Source organism: Halosimplex aquaticum, assembly GCF_028747785.1.
In the GTDB taxonomy this organism is placed as follows: domain Archaea; phylum Halobacteriota; class Halobacteria; order Halobacteriales; family Haloarculaceae; genus Halosimplex; species Halosimplex aquaticum.
Map to the genome: position 1 here is coordinate 92,275 of NZ_CP118158.1, position 21,128 is coordinate 113,402.

The window sequence follows — 21,128 nt, forward strand, 5'->3', positions numbered from 1 at the left end:
CGCTCAGTCGTCGGCGCCGGCGACGCCGGCGGCGTTCCCTTCGTCGGTCTGTGAGGCCCACAGGCCCGCGTAGGCGCCGCCGTGGTCGACGAGGTCGTCGTGGCACCCCGTCTCGATGACCTCGCCGTCGTCCATGACGACGATGCGGTCGGCGTCCTGGATGGTGGAGAGGCGGTGGGCGATGATGAACGCCGTGCGGTCGGCGGTGAGCGTCTCCAGGTTGCGCTGGATGAGCTCTTCGGTCTCCGTGTCGACGTCGGAAGTCGCCTCGTCGAGGACGATGACGTCGGGGTCGTTCAGGAGCGTGCGAGCGATGGAGACGCGCTGGCGCTGGCCGCCGGAGAGCTTCACGCCGCGCTCGCCGACCATCGTGTCGTACCCGTCGGGCAAGTCGGTGATGAACGCGTGCGCGCCGGCGGCCTTCGCCGCTTCGCGCACCTGTTCGTCGACGTGACGGGGGATGTCGTCGTAGTTCTCCAGCACCGACCGGAACAGCTCGTCGTCGCCGTACGCGATGTTCTCGCGGATGGTCCCCGAGAACATGTACGGGTCCTGCTCGACGACGCCGATCCGGTTGCGCAGCGTCTGCAAGTCGAACTCGCGCACGTCCGTCCCGTCGATGGTGACCGCGCCGTCGTCCACGTCGTAGAACCGCGGCGGGAGTTTGAGCAGGGTGGACTTGCCCGAGCCGCTGGTGCCGGCGAAGCCGACCGTCTCGCCCGCTTCGACGTCGAGGTCGACGCCGTCGAGGATCTGGTCGCCGCCCTCGGAGTAGCTGAAGTCCACGTCCTCGAAGCCGACCCGGCCGTCGACCTCGTCGGGCGCGTGACCGTCCTCGGCGTCGGTCACGTCGGCGGTGTAGCCGAGGACGCCGAAGACCCGCTCGGCGCTGGACTTGGCCTTCTGGTAGTTGTTGGCGGTCTTGCCGATGCGGGTCATCGGCCCGTCGAGGTACCGCAGGAACATGAAGTAGGTCACGAACGCGCCGGCGGTCAGGCCGCCGGCGGTCACGGCGTCGCGACCGCCGAGGACGAGGATCGTCACGAACATCGCGCCGACGAGCAGGCGCAGCGAGGCGAAGAAGGCCTTCCGGACGGTGATCGCGTCGATCTTCTCGTCGCGGTAGCCGCCCGACTGTTCGGCGACGCGGTCGCGCTCGACGTCGTAGCGGTCGAAGGACTTCACGATGGCCGCGCCGCCGAGGTTGTTCGACAGCCGCGTGTTCATCCGCGCGACGAGTTCGCGGATCCGCTTGTACTTCGGCTCGATCCAGATGATGAACTTCGCCGTGATCAGGGCGATGATCGGCACGGGGACCAACACGAGGACGCCGAGGCGCGGCGCCGTGTAGATCATCCAGCCGCCGACGAGCGTGAAGATCATGACGGCGCGGGTGATCTCACGGATCTCGGCGTTGAAGAAGTCCTCCAGGCGGTTGATGTCGCTGTTGAGGATCGACATCATCCCGCCGGTCTGGTGGTTGTTGAAGAAGTCGAGCGAGAGCCGTTGCATGTGGTCGTACGTGTCCAGTCGGAGGTCGTGCTGGATGCGCTGGGCCGTCGTCTGGAAGAAGTAGCGCGATCCGAAGTGGCTGATCGACTGGACGACGTAGGCGCCCGCCGCGAGCGCGCCCAGGTAGTAGAGCATGTTCAGGCGCGCCTGGGTGTCTTCGAGCGGGACGGGTTCCGACGGGACGACGTGGATCGCCGACAGGACGCTGTTCGCGGTGCCCGAGGGGTTGACCGCGAGGTCGATCGCCGCGGCGATGAGCAGCGCCGGGAACAGCCGCGCGACGCGGTTGATCATCGTCGAGACGACGCCGAGCGCCAGCGGTCCCGAGTACGGGATGGCGTACCGGAAGAGACTCAGCATGGGGTGGCCGTCGACTTCGTCGCGAATCTCGTTGAAACTGCCGTGGGGGTCTGGACGTGCCATTCGGTCGATTCCGCTTGACCGTTGACGCCCAAAAACCCCCCTTAGGGGGAGAGACTCTCTGGAATCGTCTGACGACGCCTGGCGCGTTTCGACCGACGGAACGGGGTGCGAACCGGTCCGGGGATTTTTCCGTCCGGTAGCCGACGAGTCGCTATGGACACGCGCGATTCGTCACGGCGGCGCTTTCTCGCGGCCTGCGGGACGGCGCTCGCGGCCGGGACGGCCGGCTGTTCCGGTTCCCTGTTCGGCGACGGTCCGAGCGGCGACACCGAGGACACGACCCCCGTCGACCCGGAGACCCGGCGGCCGACCGGCGACGGGGGCGACGGCGGCGCCGCCGGCGACTTCGAGCAGTTCGACCAGTCGTCGGACGGCGCGTACGCCGACGTGTACCGGTCCACGATCGACTCGATCGCCCAGATCCAGGTCTACACGGGCACCCCGAACCCCTCGAGCGGGACTGGATTCGTCTACAGCGACGGCCACGTCGTCACGAACCAGCACGTCGTCGCCGACGCGAAGAACGTGTATCTCCGCTTCAGCGAGGGCGGCTGGCTCGAAGCGCAAGTCGAAGGCACAGACGTGTACAGCGACCTGGCTGTCCTGTCGGTCCCCGAGCTACCGGCGAGCGCGACGCCCCTCCCGCTCCGCGAGTCCGACCCCGAGGTCGGGACCGAAGTCATCGCTATCGGCAACCCGTTCGGCTACTCGGGGTCGGTCTCGGCCGGCATCGTCAGCGGCGTCAACCGGACGCTGCCCGCGCCGAACGACTTCTCGATCCCCGACGCGATCCAGACGGACGCGCCCGTCAACCCCGGCAACTCCGGCGGTCCGCTCGTCACGCTCGAGGGGTCCGTGGCCGGCGTCGTCAACTCGGGCGGCGGCGACAACATCGGCTTCGCCATCTCCGCGCCGCTCGTCCGCCGCGTGATCCCGGCGCTCCTCGAAGACGGCGAGTACGAGCACTCCTACATGGGCGTCCGACTCGAGACGCTCGGACCGCGGCGCGCCGAGGCCATCGGTCTGGACGACCGCGTCGGCGTCTACATCGCCCTCGTCCGCGACGGCGGCCCGTCGGACGGCGTCTTGCAGGGCAACAGCGGCACGACGACGATCGACGGACAGAGCATCGAGACCGGCGGCGACGTGATCGTCTCGATGAACGAAACGCCCATCCAGACCCGTCAGGCGCTCGCCAGTTTCCTCGCGCTGGAGACCAGCCCGGGCGACACCATCGACGTGACCGTCCTCCGCGACGGCGAGGAACAGACCGTCGAACTCACGCTCGGGTCACGACCCGATCCGCGGACCTGAGCGGCGCCGCTGTCGGAACTACGTCTCTCGGAGAAAACAACCGTCAGTCGAGTCGCTCGGCGGCGTCGCGCTCGACGAGCGGCCCCGCGTTCGCCTCGGGCAGTTGCACGACGTCGTCGGTCGAGAGGTCGTAGGCGCGCTGGTCGACGCCGAATATCTCGCCGACGTCGGCCGTGATCCGTACCGTCGTGCGGTCGACCGACGGGACGTCCGCCGCGCCCCCCTCGTCCGCGTCCTCCGCCGCTGTCGGATCCTCGGAGCCACCGGCGGATGGATTCGCGTCGCCCGTCGGTTCGTCGGGCGGAGCAGGCCGGTCGCCTCCTGGCTCAGCGGGGGCAGCGGGTGAGTCCGTCGTGGCATCGTCCCCCGCGTCTGCTTCACTTTGGCTCTCGTCGGGGCCGTCGCCCCCCATCAGGTCCGCCGCGTCGACTCCCGTCTCCGCCGCGGAACCGTCCGCGTCCAGGTCGGCGGGCGAGTCCGGCGGCGTCGGGCGCGTCTCGCCGTCGGCCGTCGGGCGGTCGGTCGTCCCGTCCGCGGGGTCCGGCTCGGACGCCGCGCTGTCCGGGGACTCGGAGTTCGGACCTGCGCCGACCGGGGTCTCGGAACTCTCGACCGCGTCGGCGACGGCCGCGACGGGGTCCTCGCCGTCGATGACGGCCTCGACGTTGGCTCGGTTGCGCTCGATGGCGTCGACGAGGGTGTCGAACAGCGTCTGTTCCTCCGCGGTGAGCCCCTCGTCCTCGGTGGGCATGTCCGCGGCGGCCAGCGACGCCATCTTGACGATCTTGCCGACGCGGCGCTCGTAGATGGCCTCGACGGTCTGCTCGGCCGTGTCGATGTCGTCGCTCAGGCGGGTGACCTCGGGGGCGTTCCACGGGTCGTCGGCCTCGTCGGCGGCCCGCTCGCGCTCGCGGTGGAGCTGCTGGATGAACTCGCCGGCGTCCTGGTAGAACGACTCCCGCAGCTGCTGGAGGCTGTCGGTCTGCCGCTCGCGGCTCTGCACCGAGCGCAGTTCGTCCAGGTCCATCATCGCTGTTCGGTCTCCTCGTTCATTCTGGTGCCTTCTCAGCGCGCCCTCTGGCCATCAGGAACACGCCCAGGTACTCCGGAACGGAAACCTCACCCGCCTGGAGATTAAAACTATCGCCCTTCAGCTCCACGGTTCCGGGGTCCGTCACCTGCACGTTGATCTCGTGGCCGACGAACGTCTCGGGCACCGCGTCGACCAGCGGATCGAACGCCTCCAGTTCGTCGCGGGAGAGCCGTTTGACTTCGAGCGCGCTCCCCCCGTGGAGGCTCCCGGGGAGCCGGATCAGTCGGTTCACGTCGGTCGTGACCGGCTCGTCGATGGGCGCGTTCTGCCGTTCGACGACTTCGGAGACGAACGCGTCCAGCAGCGTCCGCAGCCCGACGCCGCCGAGTTCGATGTTGCCCGCTTCGACCGCCTCGGCGTTGTTCTCCAGCGCGCCGTAGACGGTGTTCGCCCGGCCCTCGCCGATCCCGTCGAGTTCCTGCAGCCGTGCCTTGGCCTCGTCTTCCTCCATCGCGAGGATCTCGTCCACGAATTCGAGGAGGCGCTCGTGGACGCGTCGGCCCCATCCGCCCTCCGTCTCGAGGGCTCGGCGGCTGACCCCGCCGCGCATCTCCGTGGTCTCGACGAGTTCGGGGTCGAGACCGATCCCGCGCACGTAGTCGACGATCTCGCGGCGCGCGTCGCTCCCGAGTTCCTGGACGAGGTCGTCGCGGACGTGGACGTGGTAGCCGCGGCCGCCGGAGAACACGACGGTCGTGTCCTCGAAGCCGAAGTCTGCGTCGAGGAAATCGAGCAGTCGAAACAGCGCCTGCTTGCACTTTTCGAGCATCTCGGCGTAGCTGTCCTCGCCGAGGGTGACCGAGGGGAGGTGGTCGGCGTCGAGGTCGAATATCAGGTCCGAGGAGCGCCAGGTCTTCTCGCCCATCGAACTCGCGCCCGGGCTCTCGTAGCGCCCGGCCGAGAAGTAGACGTGTTTCGGGCGCTCGCGGGCGAGGAAGTCGTCGAGCGACCCCATGTCGAGCAGCGAGCGGTGGCGGATCATCGTCTCGCCGGGACCGTCCGTCCACGGAATGTAGCCCCACTCGCGCTCGTTGGCGTCCGGCGGCGGCGTGAACTCCGTCCGTCGGTAGTGGTCGCCGAAGCGCCCCCGGAGGTACGCCCGCGTCTGTTCCTGCACGGCTACCCGATTTCGAACGGTCCGCTAAAGCGTTTGCGCTCACCGGTCGGCGCGTGCCAGGGACTCCCGGTGGGAACTGGGCCGCGCAGCTTGTGCTGCTCACGGGTCGCTTCGCGCCCCGCTCGCCCTCACGGAGGTCTCCCTGCGGTCGACCTCCCTATCCCCCGAGCAACTTCGACAACCGGTCGGCGAGCCCTTCTTCCTCGCCGAGTTTGAGGTAGTAGGCGTCGCCGCCGTCCTCGTAGTAGTTGTCGATGCGGCGCTCGATGGTGAAACCGATGTGCTGGTAGAAGCGGATCGCGTCGCGGTTGGTTGTCCGGGCGTGACAGGTCACGGAACTGTAGTCCTCCGCGACGCGGGCGACGAGGGCCTCGCCGAATCCCTCGCCCTGATAGGCGTCGTCGACGGCCAGAAAGAGGATGTAGCCGTCCCGGCGGACGGCGGCGAATCCGACGAGCGTACCGCGGTCGGCCCTATCGACGAAGAGGTAGACGGTCGAGCGTTTGTAGGCGTTCTCGAAGAAGCCGCGGCGCTGGCGCAACACACCTTCCTCGGCGCGGATGCGTTCTTTCAGTTGCCAGGCCTGCTCGACGTAGTCGGCGTCCCCCGGATCGACGACCCGTCGCTCGACGTTGACGCTCACTATCGGTCCAGTAACGGGTAAGTCACTATAATTCCATCGCCAGCGGCCGCCCCGCGGACTTACCAGCCCCGAAAGACTTTCGGCCGCCCGAGGTGACTCGTCCGTATGGTTTTGCTGTCATCCGCGCCCGCCTCGGGCAAGTCGGGCCCGACGCTCGGGGGCAAGATCCGGCAGATCCTCATCTCCGGCGCCGCGCTGACGATCCCGCTCGTCATCACGGTCATGATCCTCGTCTTCGTCATCAACTTCATCCTTCGGGCGATCTCTCCGGTGGTCAAGGTCGCGAACGAGGTCTTTGGCATCGGACAGAACGTCGATCCGCTCACGATGAAGCTCCTCGCCATCGCGACGTTCGTCGGGATGGTCTTCGTCCTCGGCCTCGTCGCCGAGACGCGTTCGGGCGACGAGTTCGAACGGATATTCGACACGGCGATGGCGCGGATCCCCGGCATCGGTTCTCTCTACACGAGCTTCAACGAGATGACCGAGCTGCTGCTGTCGAACGACGCCCAGAGCTTTCGCGAGGTGAAACTCGTCGAGTTCCCCCGATCGGGGTCGTACTCGCTGGCGTTCGTCACCGCGGAGTCGCCGCCGACTATCGGTGATACGACCGGCCACGACGACATGACGACGCTGTTCATGCCGCTGGCGCCCAACCCGGTGATGGGCGGGTACGTCATCCACGTTTCCTCCGAACGCGTCTACGACGTGGACCTGACCGTCGAGGAGGGGATCCGTTCCATCGTCACGAGCGGCGTCGCGACGGGCGACTCCGGGCGAACCGACGCCGGCGAGGAATTCGCGAGTCTCGATGCAATCCGCGAGCAGGCCCGCGATGGGATGCACGACCTCGGGACGTGGGGGACCCAGACCGCCGCCGACCTGAGCGACTTCACTGGACAGGCCGCCGGCGACATCCGCGAGCAGGCCTACCGCGAGTTCGCCGCTATCCACCCCGACCTCGACGCGTCGGCGGTCGAGGACGAGGAGGAGGTCCGCCACTACATGCTCGACCAGTTCGAAGACGGCGACGGGGATCAACCGGCGGACGGCGACCGATCGCCAGACGGCGATCGACCGGCAGACGACACTGGCACGAATGCTGCGGATGAAAGCGACGCGAAGTCGGCGGGTGGTGACGCGTGAGCTTCGACCTGCGGGAGCACACCGCCGACGTGGCGGTCGAAGCGACCGGCGACTCCCTGGACGCCGTCTTCGGCGCCGTCGCCGACGGCATGGCGGCCGCGATGTGTGACGAGATCCCCGACGCGGGCGGCGAGCGGTTTGCGTTCTCCGTCGCGGCCGAGAGCCGCGAGGCGTTGCTGTTCGACTACCTGGACGAACTCATCTACGAGCGCGACGTTCGCGGGATCCTCCCGGTCGATAACGAGGCGACCGTCCGCGAGTCCGGCGGCGAGTGGCGCGTCGAGGGGTCGGCCCGCGGGGTCCCGCTTGACCGCGTCGAGGCGCGCGACCTGAAAGCCGTCACCTACTCCGAGATGGATCTCTCGGAGACCGCCGACGGCTGGCACGCCTACGTCGTCTTCGACGTCTGATCCGCTGTGGGCTCCAGCTTCCGCGGCGGCGCTAGCAACCCCCGATACTGAGGCCTTTTTCAGCAACGGGTACCTAGCTCAGCCCATGAACGGAAGGCGGAGGCGATCGGCCCTCGGGAGTGTGGTCGGTATCGTCGCGGTCGCGCTGCTCGCCGGGCGAGCGAGCGCTCACGTCGACTACGTGACCGACCCGCCGACGGCGACGCGGGACGCCATCGAGTTCGCGGTCGAAGTGCTCTCGAACTCGACGAACGCCGCACTGCTCGGCGGCGGGACCGTTGCGGTCCTCGCGCTGCTGGCCGGCCTGGTTCTGATCAGGCCGACCATCCCGGACGTGGACGCGCTCCGTGACGCGCTCGCCTCCTACCGCGAGTACGTGCCATGGATGCTCCGGCTGAGTCTCGGCCTGCCGCTGATCGGGGCGGGATTCACGGGCTACCTGTTCATCCCCCCGCTGGAAGTCCAGGCGCGGATCCTCCAGGTCTCGCTCGGCTTCCTGATCCTGTTCGGGCTCGCGACGCGGATCGTTGCCGCGGCGGGGCTCCTCACGTATCTGGGCGCGCTGGCGTTCAACCCACAGCTCATCCTCGCTATGGAGTACGTCCCCGGATTCGTCGCGATCATCCTGCTGGGGAGCGGCCGGCCCAGCGCCGACCACATGCTCCAGCAGGTCGCGAGCACGCCCGGAACCTACTACGGTAGGGTCGACCCCGTCCACGGCGTCGCCGACTGGTTCGCCGCGAAGGTCGGCCCCTACCAGCGGTACGTCGCGACCGTCCTCCGCGTCGGGCTCGGCGTCGCGTTCGCCTATCTCGGCCTCGTCGAGAAGCTCGCCAACCCCTCGCGCGCGCTTCAGGTCGTCGCGAAGTACGAGCTCACGAACGTCGTCCCGGTCGACGCCGGCCTCTGGGTACTCGGCGCCGGCCTGACCGAAATCGGCGTCGGCGTGCTCCTGATCGTCGGGCTCTACACCCGCGGCGCTGCCGCGGTCGCCTTCTCGATGCTCGTGCTCACGCTGTTCGGCCTGCCCGACGACCCCGTGCTCGCGCACGTGACGCTGTTCGGGATGCTCTCGGCGGTCTTCACGCTCGGCGCCGGCCCGCTGTCCCTGGACGCCCGCCTCGCGGCCGCCGACCGACGCGAGCGCGACTCCGAGGAGGCGGCGCCGGCCGCCGACTGACCCGACCGAACCGAGGAGCAACCGATCCAGCGCGCGCGTCGTTCACGCGCCAGCAACGTCGACCGTCGACTGTCACAGTTATCGTTCCAGGGGGCGTAGTAGAATGAATGGCAACGAGAATGGCGTCGTCCGCGGACGCCGTGACGGTCCACGGTACCGTCGCGTCCGGCTTCGAACCCGTCAGCGAGGTGTTCGCGGAGAACTTCCGCGACCGCGACGAACTCGGCGCGGCCGTCGCCGTCTACCACCGTGGCCAGCCCGTCGTCGACCTCTGGGGAGGGTACCGAGATACCGACCGCGAGCACCCGTGGGAGGCCGACACGATGGTCCTCGTGGCCTCTGCGACGAAGGGGATGACGGCGGCGGCCATCGCCGTCGCGCTCTCGCGGGGGCTGTTCGCGCTCGACGACCGTATCGCCGACCACTGGCCCGCGTTCGCCCGGCACGGGAAGGGAGACGTCACGGTCCGGCAGTTGCTGAGTCACCAGGCCGGTCTCGCGACGCTCGACGGCCGCCTGTCGCCCGAGCAGATCGCGGACTCGGAGTTCCTCTCGGAGCTGCTCGCGAACGACGAACTCGACTGGGAGCCCGGCACCCGCCAGGGCTACCACGCGTTCACGCTTGGCTGGTACGCGAGCGAACTCCTCCGGCGTACCGACGGGCGGACGCTCGGCCAGTTCTTCGCCGACGAGGTCGCCGAGCCGCTCGACCTCGAGTTCTACATCGGGCTCCCCGAGGGGATTCCGACCGACCGCGTGGCCGAACTCGACGCGTTCGGGTACCTGGACATGCTCTTGAACCTCCGCACGATGTCGCCCCGGTTCGTCCTGTCGTTTTTCAACCCGTGGTCGGTGACGAGTCGGGCGCTGAACGTGCTCGATACCCGGCGTCCGGCCGACCTCAACAGTCCGGCGTTCCGTGCGGTCGAGATACCCTCGGGCAACGGCATCGGGACGGCCCGCGCGATGGCACGGCTGTACGGCGACCTCGCGACGGGCGGCGAGGCGCTGGGTCTCGACGAGGCGGTGTTCGCGGAATTGACCGCGCCCCCGGTGCCGCCGTCGGGTGACCGACGGGACGTCGTCATTGGCGTGGAGACGGCGTACGCGATGGGGTACTCGAAGCCGTCGCCCGACTTCCGGTTCGGAACGTCCGAAGCCGCGTTCGGCACGCCGGGCGCGGGCGGATCGTTCGGGTTCGCGGACCCAGACGCGGAACTGGGCTTCGCCTACACTCCGAACCGGCTGGGCCTCCACCTGAAGGACGACCCGCGGGAGGTGGCGCTCAGGGAGGCCGTCTACGAGTGCATCGAACGACGGGACTCGGAGACCGCTGCAATACGTACCTGACGCCGTTTTCTGACAAACCAGGGTCCGCGGCTTCACCGCTCGGGCCGATGCCTGCCAGAGCTATCGCGGGAATGGCCCCTGCCGGAACCTCCGCCATCTCTGAGTCCCCGTCACCGGTCGACGCGACCGGGCTGCTGTCACCGGCGTACTCCTCGTCCGACCCGTGACGGCCGCGAGCGGATCGGCAAATAGAGACGAAAATCGAACACGTAGCAGCGGACAGCGAAACCTATTCCGGCGCCCGCGGCGGAGTTACGCCCATGACCACCTACGACGCGGACGGCGTCACCCTGGAGAAGGTCAGGGACTACGTCTGGGAGATCCCGCAGGAAGGCGGGATGAACCGACCGGCGCGCGTCCTCGCCAGCGAGGACCTGCTCGACGAGATCAGCGAGGACAAGACGCTCCAGCAGCTCAAGAACGCGACGCACCTCCCCGGCGTCCGCAAGTACGCGATCTGTATGCCGGACGGCCACCAGGGCTACGGGTTCCCCGTCGGCGGCGTCGCCGGAATCGACGCCGAAGACGGCTGTATCTCGCCCGGAGCGGTCGGCTACGACATCAACTGCGGCGTCCGGATGATGAAGACGAACCTCACCTACGCGGACGTCCAGGGCCGCGAGGAGGAACTCGTCGACGCCCTGTTCGAGGCCGTCCCGTCGGGGCTCGGCGGCGGTGGCGTCCACCAGGGGACGAAAGGCGACGTCGACGCCATCCTCGAACGGGGGATGGAGTGGGCGCTGGAGGAGGGCTTCGCGGTGCCGGAGGACCTCGAACACTGCGAGGACGAGGGCGTCCGTCACGACGCCGACCCGGACCGGGTCTCGCAGAAGGCCAAAGACCGCGGGAAAAACCAGATCGGCAGCCTCGGGAGCGGCAACCACTTCCTCGAAGTCCAGCGCGTCACCGACGTCTACCGCGACGACGTGGCCGAGCGCTTCGGCCTCTCGGAGGACCAGATCGTCGTGCTCATCCACTGCGGGTCTCGCGGCCTGGGTCACCAGGTCTGTACGGACTACCTGCGCGACATCGAGCAGGCCCACGCCGGACTGCTGGACCGGCTCCCGGACAAGGAACTCGCCGCGGCGCCGGCGGGCTCGCAACTGGCCGAGGACTACTACGGCGCGATGTGCGCCGCCATCAACTTCGCCTGGGTGAACCGCCAGCTCATCATGCACCGCACCCGCGAGGTCTTCGCGGACGTCTTCGACACCACCTGGGAGGACCTGGAGATGGACCTCCTCTACGACGTGGCCCACAACATCGCGAAGAAGGAGACCCACGAGGTCGAGGACGGCGAGGAGCGCGAGCTGTTCGTCCACCGGAAGGGTGCGACGCGGGCGTTCCCCGCAGGCCGGGAAGAAGTGCCGCCCGCCTACCGCGACGTCGGCCAACCGATCATCATCCCGGGGAGCATGGGCGCGGGCAGTTACGTCCTGCGCGGCGGCGAGGAGTCGCTCTCGGAGACGTTCGGATCGACCGCCCACGGCGCCGGCCGGCTGATGAGCCGGACGCAAGCCAAACAGGAGTTCTGGGGCGGCGACGTGCAGGACGACCTCCGCGAGCAGAGCCACGTCTACGTCAAGGCCCAGAGCGGCGCGACCGTCGCCGAGGAGGCGCCGGGCGTCTACAAAGACGTCGACGAAGTGGTCCGGGTCTCCGACGCGCTGGGCATCGGCGACCGCGTCGCCCGCACGTTCCCCGTCTGCAACATCAAGGGCTGATGGGTCGCGGCCGGCCTTCGCTCCCGATCAGCCGATGCCTTTCCAGGTTTCGAGCACCGTCTCGTTGCCGGTCGGCGGTTTGTAGAGGACGCGCGCCTTGCCGCTCGCGCTGACCGGGCTCCCGAAGGCGTTCCGCCGGCTGAGTTGCACCGTCGCACCGGGCCCGACGACCGCCGTGTCGTTCGTGTTGGCGAGCGCGGCCCACGTGACGGTCGTCCCCTGGCTCCTGATCGACAGGTTCCCCGCGTCGAACGAGTCGCCCCGGTCGTGCGTGACGATGAGGACCGACGACTGGTCGATGTACTGGAAACTGAAGTTCGCGTTCGGCCCCTTGTTCTCCGAGCCCGGGTCGACGAGGACGAAGAGCCCGACCGACCCCGTGACGAGCAGCGTGATGGCGACCAGGATGGCGACGCCGGTGAACTCCGAGACGGCCCGCTCCGCGGGGTCGACCGCCGACCCGTCGCGCTCGAACGCGGCAGTTGCGCCGTCTTCGGCCATCGTGTAGTCGGGATAGGGCGAGCATCGACTAAACCAGCTTCGGCGGGAGTATCAGATCCGATAGTCGCGGGGGGCCGGCGACGGCGACCAGTGGGGTCGCGGGCGAAACCGAGTGCCGGGAGGGGGAAAGCCTTTGAGAGCGAGTGGCGACGTATCCAGTATGATAGACGGGACGGTCGAGGAGATCGCGGACATGCAGACGCACAGTTCGTCCGTCGTCGCGGTGAAGGCGGCCGAGGCCCTGCTCGCGCTGACCGAGCGCGAGTATCCGACCGTCGAGGAGTACGTCCGGACGCTGGAGCGCAACAGCCACGCGCTCCGGCGAGCGAACCCCTCGCACGCCTCGCTCCAGACGACCCAGCGCGAGATCGTCTCGACGGTCGAGGACGCCGAGGACGACTCCGTCGCGGCCGCGAAAGAGCGCACTCGCGACGTCGTCGAGGACGTCGTCGCCCGCGTCGAGTCCGCGAAGGAGCGCGCCGCCGAGCGAGCGGTCGAGTACCTCCGCGAGGACCCGGCGATCCTCACGCACGACTACTCCTCGACTGTCCTCGAGGCGATCGAGCGGACCGTCGACGACGGCGCGTCGCTCGACGTGTACTGCACCGAGGCCCGACCCCGGTACCTCGGGCGGAAGATGGTGCGCACGCTGGCGGATCTGGACGGAGTGGACGCCCACCTCATCGTCGACGGCGCGGCCGGGCACTTCCTCCCCGAGGTCGACCAGGTCGTCGTCGGGATGGACTGCATCGTGAAGGACACGCTCTACAACCGGGTCGGTACGTACCCGCTCGCCGCGACCGCGGACGACGCGGGCGTCCCGGTCCGCGTGGTCGGCGCCGAGGCGAAGATGGTCACCGGCGGCTTCGCCTTCGAGAACGAACACCGCCAGGCCAGCGAGGTTATCCGCGAACCCGCCGACGGCTTCGCGGTCGAGAACCCCGCCTACGACGCGACCCCGACGCGGCTCCTCGACGCCGCCGTCACCGACGAGACGGTCCACGAGTACTGAGCGCAGGGACGGGCGGCCGAAGTCGAGTCGCGTCCGGATTGCACGTACTTACATGTGTCTGGGAGCCATACGAATAGTAGAGGTATCACAGATATGGGAGTTCTCGACTCGTTCGGCGCGCTCGTCAGTAGCATCGTGGCATCGATCGTCCTGCTGGTCTTCGCCATCGTGAGTTTCTTCATCACGGTGTTCATCGTCGAGGCCGGCGCGGGGCTCGCCGGCTACTCGCCGTCCGGCGACTTCATCGCGCTCTCGGCGGCGATACTGGCCGCGGCCGCCATCGTCGGCGGGGCGTCGCCGCTGACCAGCCTCGGCGGCGAGGTCGAATAAGCGCCGTCGAGCCGACGCCGGGCGTCGGCTACATGTACATCCTGTCTTCGGGCTGCTGTTCCTCGCGGGCCTGTTCGAGGCGAGCGGCCAGGTCCTGGTAGTGCTGCTCGACGTCTGCCGCGAACGACTTCATCGGCTCCGTGTCGACGCCGAGATCGTACACGTCGTCGACCGTCTCCACGAGCCTGAGCGCCGCTTCGGCGTCGGGCGCCTGCGGATGCGTCGGCGTCGCGTACACGCACGTCCGGAGCGGCGAGTCGATGCCGCGGGCGAGCAGGCTGGCTTTCACGCCGTCGGTGAAGCCGCTCGCCATCGGCGGCACGTCGGCGTCGGCTAGTCGCGCCTCGCGGTAGTCGTCGGTCGCGACGAAGTACGTCCGGTGGTCGGTCTCGGCGTGGGGCATCTGGACGCCCGAGACGACGACGGTCTCGCCGATGTCGGCGGCCGCGGTCCAGTCGAGGAGCGCGTCGCTGAACGACCGGGCGGCCGCCACGGGGACGAACAGTTCGCTCATGAGGACCGCAACGTCGACCCCGTCGGCGGCGAACAGCCTGACGGGATGGCGGGGTCTGCCGTCGTCGAACGGGGTGATCGTCTGCAGGTCCGGGGTCGTCACGCGGCCGGCCGGCGTCAGTTCCAGCTGTTGCACGAGGTAGTCGACGGCCGTCAGGCCCGCCAGTCCGAACTCGGAGAAGCCGGCGATCAGCGCGTCGGCGTCGGTCTCTCCGGTCTCCTGAACGTCGAAGGCGGGCTCCGCGGTCGCTGGTCCGTCCATACCGCTCGTAGGGTCACCTGCCACAAGTCGTTTTCCGCGGTCGCCCGGTGTGGGGTCGATCCGGGGACACAATTCTTTTGCCGGGTGGGATGGTGCTGTGGGCATGGTCGCTTGGCTGCGGTCGCTCGCTGCCCTGACGAGTCAGACAGCGACGTCCGGCGGCGACGCGGCGGCTGGGACCGCGACGGCCGACGGCACGCCGGCGGGGCCGGGATGGGTCCCGCCGGGCGTGCGGATGTTCGCCAACGCGCTGCCGACGCCGGTGATACAGATCTTCCAGGTGGCCGTCGTCGTCGTCCTCGCCTACGCCGTCTCGCAGCTCCTCGTCCAGTTGCTCGGCCGACGGATCGCCCGTCGGTTCCGTCGCCCGAGCCTCACGCGGACGGCGCTCCGCGGGATCAGGGTCGCCGTCTTCATCCTCGCGGGCCTGACGATCATGGGCATCTACGGATACAGCCTCGGCGACCTGACGCTCTCCGTCGCCGTCCTCTCTGCCGCCGTGGGTGTCGTCATCGCGCCGATCGTCGGTAGCGTCATCAGCGGCGTGTTCCTGCTGGCCGACCAGCCCTACGAGATCGGCGACATGATAGAACTCGCCGAGCGGGACCAGCGCGGCTTCGTCGAGGACATCACCCTCCGGTACACGAAGATATTCACCCTCGACAACACGTTTCTGGTGATCCCCAACGGCGCGATGCGTGAACGCGACGTCGTCAACTACTCCGCCGAGGACACCCGAACGCGACAGGCGCTGGACGTCCTGATCACCTACGAGAGCGACGTGGCCCGGGCCAGAGAGCTCATCGAGGATGCGGCCCGGAACGTCGACGGCGTGGTGGGCGGCGGGCCGCAGATCCGCGTCGGCGCCGCACGCTACCCGGCGAAGCCGACCTGTTACATCGACGAGTTCGGCGACCACGGTGTCAACCTCCGCCTCCGCTACTGGATCGAGGAGCCCTACTGGCTGCTGCGCGTCCGCTCGAAGATCCAGACGGCCTTCGCCGAGGCCATCGCGAACGAAGACGTCGAGATCGCCTACCCGCACCAGCACCACGTCTTCGACGAGACGAGCGGCGAGATGCAGGTCGCCGTCGGGGACCGAACGCCGGGCGGCGGGCCCGCGAAGGCGGACTCGCGGTCTCCGGACGAGGAGTCGACTGTCGACGGCGAGTACGGGCCGGGCGAGGACGACCGGTCCTGAGAAAGCTGAGCTGGGCGACGGGGTCAGCGTTCGGCGGTGACGACGTCGCAGTCGAGTTCGTCCCGGAGGAACGTCTCCACGTCGGGGTCGTCGACCAGTCGGCGGATCATCTGTCGCCAGCGGCCGGCCTGCTTCTTGCCGATGACGACGATGTCGGCGTCTTCGGCGACGATCTCGTCCAGCAGCGTCTCCTCGACGAGCAGTCCGCGGCGGACGACGTACCGCGTGCCCGACAGCGCGCCGAACGCGCGCTCGACGGCGTCTTTGAGGTCGCGGCGGGTGGCCTGGTGATTGTCCTGATACTGGTTGACGTGAATCACCGTCAACTGGGTGTCTCTGTCCTCGGCTATCTCGAGCGCCCGGGCGAGCGTGGCCTCCGAGTGCTCCGAGAGCGGATAGCGGACTGGGACGACGACCTGCGTCATCCCGCGGGAGTTCACGGTCACCCCGCGTCAAGTTTTCTATTGCACTCGCAACAGGAACCGGCCGCTGCGACGCGAGAGTCTGACCGACTCGCCGAAACCCGGACGGCCCCTCCCGGACTCACTCGCTGGCCACTGCGTCGGGGATCCGGCCTTCGAGGGGCGCGTCGATCCCGCACTCGCGGGCGTACTCGACGACCACCTCGTACTGCAGGTCGTCGTGTTCGACCGCGTGGTCCCCCGTGAGCGTCGGAAACTCGAGGTCGGTGATCAGGATGTAGTTCGGGACGGCGACGGTGTAGCGCTCCTCCGGGTCCACGGGCTCGCCGTCGACGTAGGGCACGTAGCCGCCGTTCTCCGCGGCGACGGACATCCCGCTGACGTGGCCGTACCAGTAGTCGTTGAGCCCGTCGACGCGGCGGCCGTCCGCCTCCGCGACGACCGAGCGCAACTCGTCGCCGGTGACCGAGGCGACGGCGACCGGCTCCTCGAACGGGCTCACGCTCACCAGGTCGGCGACGGTCACGTCACCGGACAGCGGCGGCCCCTCGCGGATCCCGCCGCCGTTCTGGAGGGCGACGTCCGCGCCGGTCTTCCACCGGTAGGCGTCGGCCACGAAGTTTCCGAGCCGCCACTCGCCGCCGAGGCGGCGCTCGCGGTCGCGGGAGAGCGGTTCCTCGACGCGGGCGACGACCTCGTCGAGCCCCTCGGCCGCGACGCGGTCGCGCAGCGCCGACTCGACTGCGGGGTCCGGGTCCGCCTCCTGGGCGTCGTAGAGGGACACGTCGCCCGATTCGAGGTCGACCTCGTAGACGTACTCGCCGGTCGCGCCGGGTCGGACCAGCGGCGTCCCGTCGACGACGCCGGCGTGCCGGTGGTGCGAGTGGCCGGCCAGGACCGCGTCGACGCCGGTCTCGCTCGCGATGGCCCGAGCGTCCTCGTCGGTCGTGTGGGCGAGCGCGACCACGTAGTCGGCGCCCCGCTCGCGCAGGCGCGGGACCCACTCGGCGACGGTCTCGACGGGGTCGGCGAAGTCGAGCGCGCTCGTCCCGGGCGTCATGTCCGGGGTCGCGGGGTCGAGGACGCCGACGACGCCCACGGTCGCCCCGTCGACCGAGACAGTCGTGACGGGCTCGATACCGGCCGCGGCGCCGAATCGCTCGCCGTCGAGGCTGACGTTCGCGAGGACCCACTGCTGGGGGGAGTCCGCGACGACGGATTCGAGCGCGTCGAACCCGTGGTCGAAGTCGTGGTTGCCGACCGTCTCGACGTCCGGGCCGACCGCGTCGAAGAAGTCCAGCGACTGGCGCCCGTCGGTCACCAGCGAGAGGACGCCCGGACCGGTGTTGTCGCCGGATCCGGCGAGGAGCGCGTCCGGGCCGCGGCGGTCGGCGAGGAGGCCGGCTACGCGCGCGATCCGTTCGGGCGTGTCGTAGGCGTTCTCGAGGTCGGTGTAGTGGAGGACCCGTGGCGACATCTGTCTGCGACCAGCCACCGCGCGGCCAAATCCGCTTCGATGCCGCGACGGAAGCGTTTAGGGCGCCCTCCCCGATACGCCACGCATGGAGACGAAGACCGGCCCCGACGAGGAGACGCTGTACGTCGACACCGAGGACGCCGAACGCGGGTCCGACGGCCCGTTCTTCGTCGTCTACCGGACGCCCGACCGGGAGCGTCGATGGGGCTACTACTGCGGGAACTGCGACTCGTTCCTGACGGCCATGGACTCAATGGGCCGGATCAAGTGCAACGACTGCGGCAACTTCAAGAAACCCGACGAGTGGGACGCCGCCCACGAGTAAGCGACGCTGACGCCCGGCCGCGGCGACGACAGATCCGGATCCTCCGTAGCGCTACCGGTCAGATCGGCCAGTAAGTGGCTAATACCTCCCGCTTGTGGGAACGGTTCCGCAGCGGAACGTGAATCGTAGCAACACTTATTGGGTGGGTCGTGGTATCCACGGACGAATGAGGGCTGTTACCAAGCACCTCGACGAGAAGGCCCGGTCGATTTTCGCTGACCTCGGATACACGGTGACCGATCGCGGGGGAGAGTATCTCGCCGAACGGAAGTGGCGGGCCGTCCACGTCACGCCGGCGGAGGAGTTCGACGACACGCCGGACTCGGGCGAGTACCGCTGTTTCGTCGCGTGGGCCGACGACGTCCCCGAACTCGAAGGCCGACTCGAAGCCGCCGATCCAGACTACGAGTGGGCGATAATCGGTGTGGACGACGACGGCGACTACGAGGTCGCCCGGCGTCGGCACGCGGTCTGAGCCGCGCCCGCGTATTTCTCCGGCGGATCAGCCGATTCCGCCATCCGTCAGCGTTTCATTGGTGGAGTCGAATGGGAGGGAGTATAGATGGCACAAGGGAACCTCGGCGAACTGCTGACGGACACCCGGATCAACGCGGTGATCGCGTGGATCCTGGTCGGGGCGTTCGGGCTGGTCGCGGTTGAGAGCGCGTTGACGAGCGACTACCTCTGGGCGGTCTTCGCGCTCGTGGTCGGCGCCGTCGTCGTCCTGCCCGCACTCGCACTCAGTGACCTGCGGGCGATGCCGCCCGCCGAGGTCGTCCTGCTTGCCGGCCTCCCCGTCGTCGGCCGCGCCGTCGCGACCGTCCAGCTGACCGGGAACGTGGCGGTCTATCTCTCGATCGCCGCGTTCGCGCTGCTGGTCGCCGTGAACCTCCACATGTTCACGCCCGTCGAGATGAGCGTCGGCTTCGCCGTGCTGTTCGTCGTCGTCACGACGCTCGCCGCGGCGGGCCTGTGGGCGCTCGCCCGCTGGGGGTCGGACGTCCACCTCGGCACGACGCTCCTGCTCGATCCCGGCCCCGACGGCGTCCTCTCCGACGCGGAACTCGAATCGATCGAACACGAACTCATGGTCGAGTTCGTCGGCTCGGGCATCGCCGGGCTGGTCGCCGGCCTCTTCTTCCAGAGCTACGTCCGCCGTCGAGCGACGGTCGACGAGCGCACCCCGGAGGGGACGGCATGAGGGTCCGCGATCGCCTCGGCATCGACGAGCGGCGCCAGCGTCAGCTGACCTGGCTAATGGAGCTGGTGATGCTCGGCGTCTTCCTCGTCGGCGTCTGGAAGGTGAACGTGAAGATCATCGCCAACGCCGGCGTCGCGCTGCTCATCGCCCAGATCGTCCCGGTGCTCGAACGCGACTACGGCGTGCCGCTCGACGCCGGACTGACCCTGTGGATCACCAGCGCGGTCTTCCTCCACGCCTTCGGAACGATCGGCATCCCCGGGGGACAGAGCTTCTACGTCACGATCGACTGGTGGGACCACATGACCCACGCGCTGTCGTCGTCCGTGGTCGCGGGCGTCGGCTACGCGACCGTCCGCGCGCTCGACGAGCACTCCGAGGAGATCACGCTCCCGCCCCGGTTCGTCTTCGTCTTCATCCTGCTGTTCGTCCTCGCGTACGGCGTCTTCTGGGAGATCATCGAGTTCGGCATCGGCGTCGCCGCGTCGATGGCGGGGACCGAGAGCGTCCTGACCCAGTACGGCCTGACGGACTCGCTGTGGGACCTCATCTACAACACCCTCGGCGCCGTCGTCGTCGCGACGTGGGGCACCGCCCACCTCAACGGCATCAGCAGCTACATCGAGGACCGACTCGAACGACGAGCGGCCTGATCGGCGTCTCCCGTCGTCACGCGCCCGAGCCTTTTGTGTCGGGGCGCCGTACTGTTCGATCGCGATGGTGTTCAAGAAAATCACGCTGATAGGGACCAGTACCGAGAGCTTCGACGAGGCCGTCGACGACGCGGTCGAGCGCGCGGAGGAGACGCTCCAGAACGTCTACTGGGTCGAGGTCGAGGAGATGGGCGTCGAGATAGCGAGCGTCGAGAACAGGGAGTACCAGGCCGAGGTCGAGGTGGCGTTCGAACTCGAAGACTGAGCCGTCGAACGCGGCGATCAGGTCCGGAAGCTCTCGCCGCAGCCGCACTCGCTGACGACGTTGGGGTTCTCGACGTGGAATCCCTCGCCCTGGAGTCCGCCCTCGAAGTCCAGCACCGAGCCCTCTACGTAGTTGATGCTCGCCGGGTCGACGATCACCCTGAGCCCGTGGTGCTCGTAGACCGTGTCGTCCTCGTCGGGTTCGTACTCGAAGCGCATCCCGTAGGAGAGTCCCGCGCAGCCGCCCTGCTGGACGAACAGGCGGAGCCCGGCCACGTCGGTGTCCATGTCCTCGTCTTCGAGGAGCGACAGCGCTTCCTCCGCGGCCGCCTCCGTCACCTCGATCTCCTCGCCGCCCGGCTCGGGCGCGTCCGTCGTGGAACTCATACACGAGAGTTTTTCGCCGAACGTGTTAACCCTGTTGGCGACGACACTCCCGGCCCGCCCGTTCGGCGCTTCTCCGGTGCCTCGACGTCGACTCGCCCGCGACTCGCCGGCGCCGCATAGGCGCCGCCTCCGGACCGCTACAGGCGTTTGCGAACGATATACTCGGTCGCGGTGGCGCCCATGAGGTCAGTCTCGCGCTCGTCGACCTGTTCGAAGCCGGTCGACCGGTAGAACGCGAGGCCGCGCTCGTTCTCGGCGAGGACCTCTGCCTCGTAGACGCCGACGTCGCGGTCGTACAGCGACTGCTCGGCCTCGGCGAGGAGGTTCCGCGCGATGCCCTTCCGCCAGTGGTCGGGGTCGACGTAGAGGCGGTACACCTGGTGGACCCGGCGCGGCGGGTGCGGCCCGACGTGGATGTACCCGACGACCTCGTCGTCGATCACGGCGACGAAGAAGTCCTGTGCGTCGTGGTCGATGCCGGACTCGATGGCGTCGTCGACGTACCACTCGTCGAGCACGTCGTCGACCACGTCCTCGCCGAGGATGTCGTCGTAGGCGGCGTGCCACGACTCGCGCGCGACTCGCTGGATGCCGGCCACGTCGGCCATGTGCGCCGGTCGGTAGAGCGGATCTGCAGTCATGCCCGACCGAACGGGGGTATCGCAGAAA

The 21,128-nt window shown here is 68.6% G+C and carries 24 protein-coding genes; 14 read left to right on the plus strand and 10 right to left on the minus strand.

The genetic code is table 11. From position 1 onward, the window contains the following. Window positions 1–3: 3 nt before the first annotated feature. Entirely contained in the window at window positions 4–1,935 is a 1,932-nt protein-coding gene (locus PSC72_RS00520) for an ABC transporter ATP-binding protein (RefSeq protein WP_274323947.1), read from the minus strand. A 153-nt stretch (window positions 1,936–2,088) separates the two neighbouring features. Between PSC72_RS00520 and PSC72_RS00525 the strand changes: the two genes are divergently transcribed. Beyond that, window positions 2,089–3,249 carry a S1C family serine protease gene (locus PSC72_RS00525; RefSeq protein ID WP_274323948.1) on the plus strand — a complete coding sequence of 387 codons (1,161 nt, stop codon included), beginning with the start codon at window positions 2,089–2,091 and terminating at the stop codon, window positions 3,247–3,249. A 43-nt stretch (window positions 3,250–3,292) separates the two neighbouring features. Here PSC72_RS00525 and PSC72_RS00530 read toward each other — a convergent pair whose 3' ends face one another. The 3 genes from PSC72_RS00530 to PSC72_RS00540 all read right to left on the minus strand — a co-directional run bounded on the left by PSC72_RS00530 (window position 3,293) and on the right by PSC72_RS00540 (window position 6,102). Next, window positions 3,293–4,276, minus strand: a complete 984-nt coding sequence (locus PSC72_RS00530) for a hypothetical protein (RefSeq protein WP_274326225.1) — start codon at window positions 4,274–4,276, stop codon at window positions 3,293–3,295. Window positions 4,277–4,298: 22 nt separating this feature from the next. Then, complete coding sequence (gene priS / locus PSC72_RS00535; RefSeq protein WP_274323949.1) at window positions 4,299–5,459, minus strand: DNA primase small subunit PriS; 1,161 nt, start codon at window positions 5,457–5,459, stop codon at window positions 4,299–4,301. Between the two features lie 157 nt (window positions 5,460–5,616). After that, entirely contained in the window at window positions 5,617–6,102 is a 486-nt protein-coding gene (locus PSC72_RS00540) for a GNAT family N-acetyltransferase (RefSeq protein ID WP_274323950.1), read from the minus strand. A 105-nt stretch (window positions 6,103–6,207) separates the two neighbouring features. Between PSC72_RS00540 and PSC72_RS00545 the strand changes: the two genes are divergently transcribed. The 5 genes from PSC72_RS00545 to PSC72_RS00565 all read left to right on the plus strand — a co-directional run bounded on the left by PSC72_RS00545 (window position 6,208) and on the right by PSC72_RS00565 (window position 11,911). Beyond that, the gene (locus tag PSC72_RS00545; RefSeq protein WP_274323951.1) at window positions 6,208–7,248 is read left to right on the plus strand and encodes a DUF502 domain-containing protein; all 1,041 of its coding nucleotides are present in this window, start codon (window positions 6,208–6,210) and stop codon (window positions 7,246–7,248) included. Then, window positions 7,245–7,658, plus strand: coding sequence for an archease (locus PSC72_RS00550; protein ID WP_274323952.1), 414 nt, complete (start codon window positions 7,245–7,247; stop codon window positions 7,656–7,658). The genes PSC72_RS00545 and PSC72_RS00550 overlap by 4 nt, the downstream gene beginning before the upstream one ends. A gap of 85 nt (window positions 7,659–7,743) precedes the next feature. Further along, window positions 7,744–8,838: a DoxX family protein gene (locus tag PSC72_RS00555; protein WP_274323953.1), complete on the plus strand. Its 1,095-nt coding sequence runs from the start codon at window positions 7,744–7,746 to the stop codon at window positions 8,836–8,838. 107 nt (window positions 8,839–8,945) lie between these two features. Then, a complete protein-coding gene (locus tag PSC72_RS00560) occupies window positions 8,946–10,187 on the plus strand; it encodes a serine hydrolase domain-containing protein (protein ID WP_274323954.1) in 1,242 nt (413 codons plus the stop codon). A 260-nt stretch (window positions 10,188–10,447) separates the two neighbouring features. Next, on the plus strand, window positions 10,448–11,911 hold the full coding sequence (locus PSC72_RS00565) for an RtcB family protein (protein ID WP_274323955.1): 1,464 nt from the start codon (window positions 10,448–10,450) through the stop codon (window positions 11,909–11,911). A 27-nt stretch (window positions 11,912–11,938) separates the two neighbouring features. Here the strand turns inward: PSC72_RS00565 and PSC72_RS00570 are convergent, their stop codons facing one another. Next, window positions 11,939–12,412, minus strand: coding sequence for a type IV pilin N-terminal domain-containing protein (locus PSC72_RS00570; RefSeq protein ID WP_274323956.1), 474 nt, complete (start codon window positions 12,410–12,412; stop codon window positions 11,939–11,941). Between the two features lie 160 nt (window positions 12,413–12,572). Here PSC72_RS00570 and PSC72_RS00575 point away from each other — a divergent pair, with 160 nt between their 5' ends. Next, entirely contained in the window at window positions 12,573–13,424 is an 852-nt protein-coding gene (locus PSC72_RS00575) for a translation initiation factor eIF-2B (RefSeq protein ID WP_274323957.1), read from the plus strand. Window positions 13,425–13,517: 93 nt separating this feature from the next. Then, window positions 13,518–13,754 carry a hypothetical protein gene (locus tag PSC72_RS00580; RefSeq protein ID WP_274323958.1) on the plus strand — a complete coding sequence of 79 codons (237 nt, stop codon included), beginning with the start codon at window positions 13,518–13,520 and terminating at the stop codon, window positions 13,752–13,754. Between the two features lie 28 nt (window positions 13,755–13,782). Here PSC72_RS00580 and PSC72_RS00585 read toward each other — a convergent pair whose 3' ends face one another. Further along, complete coding sequence (locus PSC72_RS00585; protein ID WP_274323959.1) at window positions 13,783–14,529, minus strand: proteasome assembly chaperone family protein; 747 nt, start codon at window positions 14,527–14,529, stop codon at window positions 13,783–13,785. A 103-nt stretch (window positions 14,530–14,632) separates the two neighbouring features. Here PSC72_RS00585 and PSC72_RS00590 point away from each other — a divergent pair, with 103 nt between their 5' ends. Continuing rightward, entirely contained in the window at window positions 14,633–15,730 is a 1,098-nt protein-coding gene (locus PSC72_RS00590) for a mechanosensitive ion channel family protein (RefSeq protein ID WP_274323960.1), read from the plus strand. A 23-nt stretch (window positions 15,731–15,753) separates the two neighbouring features. On the opposite strand, the gene PSC72_RS00595 is transcribed toward PSC72_RS00590, so the two are convergent. Further along, window positions 15,754–16,155, minus strand: coding sequence for a universal stress protein (locus PSC72_RS00595; protein ID WP_274323961.1), 402 nt, complete (start codon window positions 16,153–16,155; stop codon window positions 15,754–15,756). A gap of 118 nt (window positions 16,156–16,273) precedes the next feature. After that, on the minus strand, window positions 16,274–17,629 hold the full coding sequence (locus PSC72_RS00600; protein ID WP_274323962.1) for a bifunctional metallophosphatase/5'-nucleotidase: 1,356 nt from the start codon (window positions 17,627–17,629) through the stop codon (window positions 16,274–16,276). An 85-nt stretch (window positions 17,630–17,714) separates the two neighbouring features. Between PSC72_RS00600 and PSC72_RS00605 the strand changes: the two genes are divergently transcribed. From PSC72_RS00605 to PSC72_RS00625, 5 genes are all read left to right on the plus strand, one after another. After that, window positions 17,715–17,954, plus strand: coding sequence for a DUF5816 domain-containing protein (locus PSC72_RS00605; RefSeq protein ID WP_274323963.1), 240 nt, complete (start codon window positions 17,715–17,717; stop codon window positions 17,952–17,954). A 166-nt stretch (window positions 17,955–18,120) separates the two neighbouring features. Continuing rightward, the gene (locus PSC72_RS00610) at window positions 18,121–18,429 is read left to right on the plus strand and encodes a DUF7116 family protein (protein WP_274323964.1); all 309 of its coding nucleotides are present in this window, start codon (window positions 18,121–18,123) and stop codon (window positions 18,427–18,429) included. Between the two features lie 87 nt (window positions 18,430–18,516). Next, window positions 18,517–19,155: a hypothetical protein gene (locus PSC72_RS00615; RefSeq protein WP_274323965.1), complete on the plus strand. Its 639-nt coding sequence runs from the start codon at window positions 18,517–18,519 to the stop codon at window positions 19,153–19,155. Beyond that, a complete protein-coding gene (locus tag PSC72_RS00620; RefSeq protein ID WP_274323966.1) occupies window positions 19,152–19,808 on the plus strand; it encodes a hypothetical protein in 657 nt (218 codons plus the stop codon). Before PSC72_RS00615 ends, PSC72_RS00620 begins: the two co-directional genes overlap by 4 nt. Before the next feature lie 64 nt (window positions 19,809–19,872). Further along, window positions 19,873–20,073, plus strand: a complete 201-nt coding sequence (locus PSC72_RS00625) for a dodecin (RefSeq protein ID WP_274323967.1) — start codon at window positions 19,873–19,875, stop codon at window positions 20,071–20,073. 17 nt (window positions 20,074–20,090) lie between these two features. Here PSC72_RS00625 and PSC72_RS00630 read toward each other — a convergent pair whose 3' ends face one another. Continuing rightward, complete coding sequence (locus PSC72_RS00630; protein ID WP_274323968.1) at window positions 20,091–20,459, minus strand: HesB/IscA family protein; 369 nt, start codon at window positions 20,457–20,459, stop codon at window positions 20,091–20,093. Window positions 20,460–20,596: 137 nt separating this feature from the next. Then, window positions 20,597–21,100: a GNAT family N-acetyltransferase gene (locus PSC72_RS00635; protein WP_274323969.1), complete on the minus strand. Its 504-nt coding sequence runs from the start codon at window positions 21,098–21,100 to the stop codon at window positions 20,597–20,599. Between the last annotated feature and the right edge of the window lie 28 nt (window positions 21,101–21,128).

Bases quoted from the DNA above. Each gene is read 5' to 3' on its own strand.
- PSC72_RS00520 (WP_274323947.1), bottom strand. From the start codon at position 1,935: ATGGCACGTCCAGACCCCCACGGCAGTTTCAACGAGATTCGCGACGAA.
- PSC72_RS00525 (WP_274323948.1), top strand. From the start codon at position 2,089: ATGGACACGCGCGATTCGTCACGGCGGCGCTTTCTCGCGGCCTGCGGG.
- PSC72_RS00530 (WP_274326225.1), bottom strand. From the start codon at position 4,276: ATGGACCTGGACGAACTGCGCTCGGTGCAGAGCCGCGAGCGGCAGACC.
- PSC72_RS00545 (WP_274323951.1), top strand. From the start codon at position 6,208: ATGGTTTTGCTGTCATCCGCGCCCGCCTCGGGCAAGTCGGGCCCGACG.
- PSC72_RS00555 (WP_274323953.1), top strand. From the start codon at position 7,744: ATGAACGGAAGGCGGAGGCGATCGGCCCTCGGGAGTGTGGTCGGTATC.
- PSC72_RS00560 (WP_274323954.1), top strand. From the start codon at position 8,946: ATGGCAACGAGAATGGCGTCGTCCGCGGACGCCGTGACGGTCCACGGT.
- PSC72_RS00565 (WP_274323955.1), top strand. From the start codon at position 10,448: ATGACCACCTACGACGCGGACGGCGTCACCCTGGAGAAGGTCAGGGAC.
- PSC72_RS00570 (WP_274323956.1), bottom strand. From the start codon at position 12,412: ATGGCCGAAGACGGCGCAACTGCCGCGTTCGAGCGCGACGGGTCGGCG.
- PSC72_RS00575 (WP_274323957.1), top strand. From the start codon at position 12,573: ATGATAGACGGGACGGTCGAGGAGATCGCGGACATGCAGACGCACAGT.
- PSC72_RS00580 (WP_274323958.1), top strand. From the start codon at position 13,518: ATGGGAGTTCTCGACTCGTTCGGCGCGCTCGTCAGTAGCATCGTGGCA.
- PSC72_RS00585 (WP_274323959.1), bottom strand. From the start codon at position 14,529: ATGGACGGACCAGCGACCGCGGAGCCCGCCTTCGACGTTCAGGAGACC.
- PSC72_RS00590 (WP_274323960.1), top strand. From the start codon at position 14,633: ATGGTCGCTTGGCTGCGGTCGCTCGCTGCCCTGACGAGTCAGACAGCG.
- PSC72_RS00595 (WP_274323961.1), bottom strand. From the start codon at position 16,155: ATGACGCAGGTCGTCGTCCCAGTCCGCTATCCGCTCTCGGAGCACTCG.
- PSC72_RS00600 (WP_274323962.1), bottom strand. From the start codon at position 17,629: ATGTCGCCACGGGTCCTCCACTACACCGACCTCGAGAACGCCTACGAC.
- PSC72_RS00605 (WP_274323963.1), top strand. From the start codon at position 17,715: ATGGAGACGAAGACCGGCCCCGACGAGGAGACGCTGTACGTCGACACC.
- PSC72_RS00610 (WP_274323964.1), top strand. From the start codon at position 18,121: ATGAGGGCTGTTACCAAGCACCTCGACGAGAAGGCCCGGTCGATTTTC.
- PSC72_RS00615 (WP_274323965.1), top strand. From the start codon at position 18,517: ATGGCACAAGGGAACCTCGGCGAACTGCTGACGGACACCCGGATCAAC.
- PSC72_RS00620 (WP_274323966.1), top strand. From the start codon at position 19,152: ATGAGGGTCCGCGATCGCCTCGGCATCGACGAGCGGCGCCAGCGTCAG.
- PSC72_RS00625 (WP_274323967.1), top strand. From the start codon at position 19,873: ATGGTGTTCAAGAAAATCACGCTGATAGGGACCAGTACCGAGAGCTTC.
- PSC72_RS00630 (WP_274323968.1), bottom strand. From the start codon at position 20,459: ATGAGTTCCACGACGGACGCGCCCGAGCCGGGCGGCGAGGAGATCGAG.
- PSC72_RS00635 (WP_274323969.1), bottom strand. From the start codon at position 21,100: ATGACTGCAGATCCGCTCTACCGACCGGCGCACATGGCCGACGTGGCC.